The sequence below is a fragment of the Pseudoflavonifractor phocaeensis genome, from assembly GCF_016901955.1.
GTDB classification, from domain to species: domain Bacteria; phylum Bacillota; class Clostridia; order Oscillospirales; family Oscillospiraceae; genus Flavonifractor; species Flavonifractor phocaeensis_A.
Window position 1 is genome coordinate 1 of the sequence record NZ_JACJLC010000141.1, and the last position, 4,355, is coordinate 4,355.

The 4,355-nt window shown below is 57.7% G+C and carries 2 protein-coding genes; one reads left to right on the forward strand and one right to left on the reverse strand.

Annotated elements, in window-relative coordinates; genetic code table 11:
* The first annotated feature begins 44 nt into the window (after positions 1-44).
* Positions 45-3,776 (forward strand): S-layer homology domain-containing protein, encoded by a 3,732-nt coding sequence (locus H6B51_RS16365; protein WP_204884667.1) that lies wholly within the window; start codon positions 45-47, stop codon positions 3,774-3,776.
* Between the two features lie 64 nt (positions 3,777-3,840).
* Here the strand turns inward: H6B51_RS16365 and H6B51_RS16370 are convergent, their stop codons facing one another.
* Positions 3,841-4,314 (reverse strand): hypothetical protein, encoded by a 474-nt coding sequence (locus tag H6B51_RS16370; protein ID WP_204884668.1) that lies wholly within the window; start codon positions 4,312-4,314, stop codon positions 3,841-3,843.
* Positions 4,315-4,355 lie beyond the last annotated feature (41 nt).

The following is a 4,355-nucleotide window of genomic DNA, read 5'->3' on the forward strand; positions in this document are numbered from 1 at the left end:
TGTTTCCTTGCCTAAAGTCTAAAAAAATTAAGGAGGAATACCAAATGAGAAACCTCAAGCGTGTTCTCAGCCTGGCTCTGGCCGCCATGATGCTCATCGGCATGATGGTCGTCGGCGCCGGCGCCGTGGACGCCAAGGATTTCACCGACTACGATGAGATCCAGCACAAAGAGGCTGTCTCCACCATGGTGACGCTGGGCGTCGTCGATGGCAAGGAAGACGGTTCTTACTTTGCTCCCAACGACACCTTCACCCGTGAAGAGATGACCAAGATCATCGCCTACGTGATGAACGGCGGCGTGGAGCCCGTTGTGGGCACCAAGGTGGAGCCCAGCTACAGCGACATCAAGGGCAACTGGGCCGAGAAGTACATTGAGTACACCACCAGCATGGGCATCATCGCCGGCGACGGCACCGGCAAGTTCAACCCCAAGGACACCCTGACCGCTGAGCAGTGCGCCAAGATGTTCCTGACCGCCATGGGCTATGACGCCAATGTGTTCGGCTTTGTGGGCAACAACTGGGCCATCAACACCGCCCGCTACGCCAACGAGGCCGGCCTGTACAAGGACCTGGGCGACATCGTGGCCAACGAGCCCATCTCCCGTGACGACGCCATGCAGATGGCCTATAACGCGGTTCAGGCTACCATGATGCGCCGCACCTGGCAGCAGGACATGGAGACCGGTAAGCTCACCGAGACCTACGCTCCCTGGACTGAGAGCTTTAACAACAACAATATGGTTGTTACCATCGACCACACCCTGCTGCTGGAAAAGTTTGACGCCAACATGTATCAGGGCGTTCTGCTTGCCACCGGCGACTATGATCTGTCTGAAGACGGCCTGGCCAACTCCGACGGCTTTGTGGTCAACGTGGACAAGATCAACAAGACCGCTCTGACCGGCAACAATATCGCTTACGAGGATTACTTCGAGTACAAGGACCAGGATCTGACCTCCTTCATGGGCCAGTATGTGAAGGTCCTGCGCAACGATGAGACCGGCGAGGTCTACGGCGTGTACACCGTTTCCGACAAGAACACTGTTCTGGAGACTGCCGCCAGCCAGACCGATTATGCCGGCCTGGTCAACAAGGTGAAGGTGGACGGCACCACCTACAACCTGGAGACCGACGTTGTCTACTACTACGGTATGAGCACTACCTGGGACCATGACGACAATCCCGACACCGCTGAAGTTCGCTGCACCAATGCCATCACCACCGGCCTGAACAACGCCGACAAGGTGGTCTTCGTGGACAACGACGGCAACGGCAAGTTTGACCTGGCTCTGGTCACTCCCGTGGACGTGGCTGAGATCACCTTCCTGAACGACACCAACATCACCTTCGCTCCCGTACTGGACAATGCCACTCTGGATGACAATGCCCAGCTGGTGGAGGACATGGCTATTTCCGAGGGCCTGGCCCAGGGCGATTATGCCGTTGTGTCTCCCCGCTACTACGATCTGACCGATACTCTGACCAAGGTTGACGTGCAGTCCGGCACCGTGTCCGGCGTGCGCAATCCCCAGGACGCCGGTCAGGCCCCCTATGATGACTACCAGATCGACGGTGAGTGGTACAAGGTAGCCACCAACGGTGTGGCTAGCAGCGCCATCAAGTCTGGCTCCGAGGTGGAGTATGTGGCTGTGAGCGACGTGCTGTTCTATACCGAGCTGACCTCCGGCGCCACTCTGGACGACGTGGCCGTCATCTATGACATGGGCACCAGCGAAGACGCCTTTGGCGATACCGTTCTGAAGGCCAAGGTCATCTTCAGCGACGGCTCCAAGGAAGAGGTCACCGTTGCCGCCCTGTATGACGATGTGGACGACACCGTTAATAAGGTTGATCTCGATGTTGATGATACTACCACCGAGGAGACCTATCTGGGCCAGACCATGTCCTTCAAGGTCAACAACGACGGCGATTATGAGTTCTACCTGCTGAGCAACACCGACAACAATAAGGCCGGCTTTGATACCGTGCTGACCGGCAACAACGTCGGCGCGACCCGTCCCGACGGTGCCTGGACCATCAACGGCACCCTGGTGGCTGATGAGGCCGTCATCGTGGTGCGCAGCGCCGCTGAGGGCGATGTCGGCAGCGTGACCACCCTCACCGGCAAGGAGTTCAAGAAGGTTGCCGCCGGCAAGTTTGAGGCCAATAACGCCTCCGCTCTGGTGGGCAAGGACGCCGACGGCTTCAGCCGCGTCATGTTCGCCACTGTCATGGCCTCCAACACCGGCTGGAACGGCAGCAAGTTCACCCTGGACGTGATCGGCGGCGACAGCTACGGCTACCTGACCAAGGACTCCTGGACTGAGACCATTGACGGCAGCAACTACAACTGCTTCGAGATCTGGAACGGCAGCGAGACCGTTATTGTCAAGCAGAAGGCTACCGCTGAGATCTATCCCGTCCGCTCCATCATCACCTTCGATGACAACGGCGACGGCACCGTCAAGAACGTGGACACCGTGGGCGCTGTTTCCTACATCACCGCCGTGGGCTCCGACTCCATTGAGATCGCCGGCAACACCTACGACATCACCAGCAACACCGTGATCCTCAACGTGGACGACGCTACCCACACTGGTGTGGCCGGCACCGCCACCACCCTGGCCCGTGAGCTCGGCAACACCGAGACCTACGTGCCCAACGCCTACTTCCAGGCTTCCGCCAACGACGAGCTGGAGATCCTGGTGGTTGACGTGGCCAAGAACCAGCTGTTTGGTTTTGACGAAGAAACTCCCATGGGCGCTGGCAGCATGGACGCCGATGTTCTGAGCGATGTTCTGGCCAAGGACGGCGTCACCTCTGTTACCCTGGACGGCGACATGAGCATCCCCGGCGCTCTGACTGTGCCCAAAGGCAAGACTCTGACCATCAACGGCAATGTAAACATGCAGGGCACTTGGACGATCCATGGAGCTCTGGTCGTGAGCGGCATGGGTCTGAATCACCAGAACGTGACTGGTGACGGTACTGTTACTGTGAACGGTACCCTGATCCTGGGCTCCACCATCAGCGGCAAGCTGACCATCACCGCCAAGGACGCCAAGATCGTTGGTGATGTGACCATCAGAGATGAGGCGAATCTGGTCATTAACGGTGACGTGACTGCCAACGTGGGCGAGCAGACTGCCCACACCATCACTGTGGAGGGCAAGGCTTCTGTGACCGTCGGTAATGTGGCCGCCAACGTGTCCAACGAGGGCACCGGCAGCGTGACCACCGGCGCTGTGACTGGCACCGTGACCGGCGATGTTACTTCCAACAAGCTGACTCTGGCTCAGATCCTGGCTTATGCCGAGAGCTATAAGTACGATGACTTTACTCGGGATGGCGAGATCGAGATCTCCGGCAATACCATCTCCTATACCAACGCCATGGACGACTACACCACGAATACCAGCGGTGCGGTTAAGGTTGCTACTGCTGACATTGCCCGCCTGCTGGGCGCTCTGTACCGTTTCAACAACGGTGCCAACGTGAGCGAAATCACCTATAACGGCACCAAGTTCACCTGGGTTGTTGACGGTGTGGACGATCTCAAGGGCAGCAACTGGCGTGACGCCGATGGCAAGACCCTGGTCAGCACCCTGGCTGAGTATTGGGGCGATTTTGAGGGCGGAACTCCTCCGACCTATGGCAACTGGACTGTTGCTGACGGCGATAAGACCGCCAGCACCAGCATGGAGCTGACCATCAACGGCGAGACCGTTACTCTGACCCTCATTGCTACTGAGCTTTCTGGGATTGGTGGCTAACATTTAGCTCATCAAAGAATCCCGGGCCGTTTTGGCCCGGGATTCTTTTTATGTCTTGTGATTTTTACCGCACCGCCAGATAATAATATATAACCTGCTCGTTATTGAATTTCACTGTGCTATGGGTGTCAACGGTAAATCCATTGGCGGTGACGGTCAGCCCGCCTTCGATGGGGTAGTCCGAACAGGGCTTTCCATACAGCGCCAGGCCCGCGATAGGCATATTGTTATAACGGACACCATTGTAGCGTTCTACCAGTACGGCCTTTGGCTGAAATCCCAAGGAGATAGCCCGATTTTCCGTTCCGGTCCCGGTATAACTGCCGGCGACAACGGCTGTTTTGCTGTCCGCGATGCTTTTCGCGGTGTCGGCGGTGGCCTGAGCGGCGGCGGCTGCTGAGACCCCGCTGTTGGCGGTGTCCAGGGCGGTTTTCAGCGCCGTGTCGATCTTGGACAGATCGGTGTTGAAATCCGTCCGCACAAAGACGTCCTCCGGCACCCACTGGTGCAGCCCATAGTTTGCTGTGTACGTTGCCATAAACATGCCTCCTTTTTCTTTGACCTTCCCCCCACAGGGGG

Excerpts from the sequence above, each read along its gene's own strand:
- H6B51_RS16365 (WP_204884667.1), top strand. The coding sequence starts at position 45 with ATGAGAAACCTCAAGCGTGTTCTCAGCCTGGCTCTGGCCGCCATGATG.
- H6B51_RS16370 (WP_204884668.1), bottom strand. The coding sequence starts at position 4,314 with ATGGCAACGTACACAGCAAACTATGGGCTGCACCAGTGGGTGCCGGAG.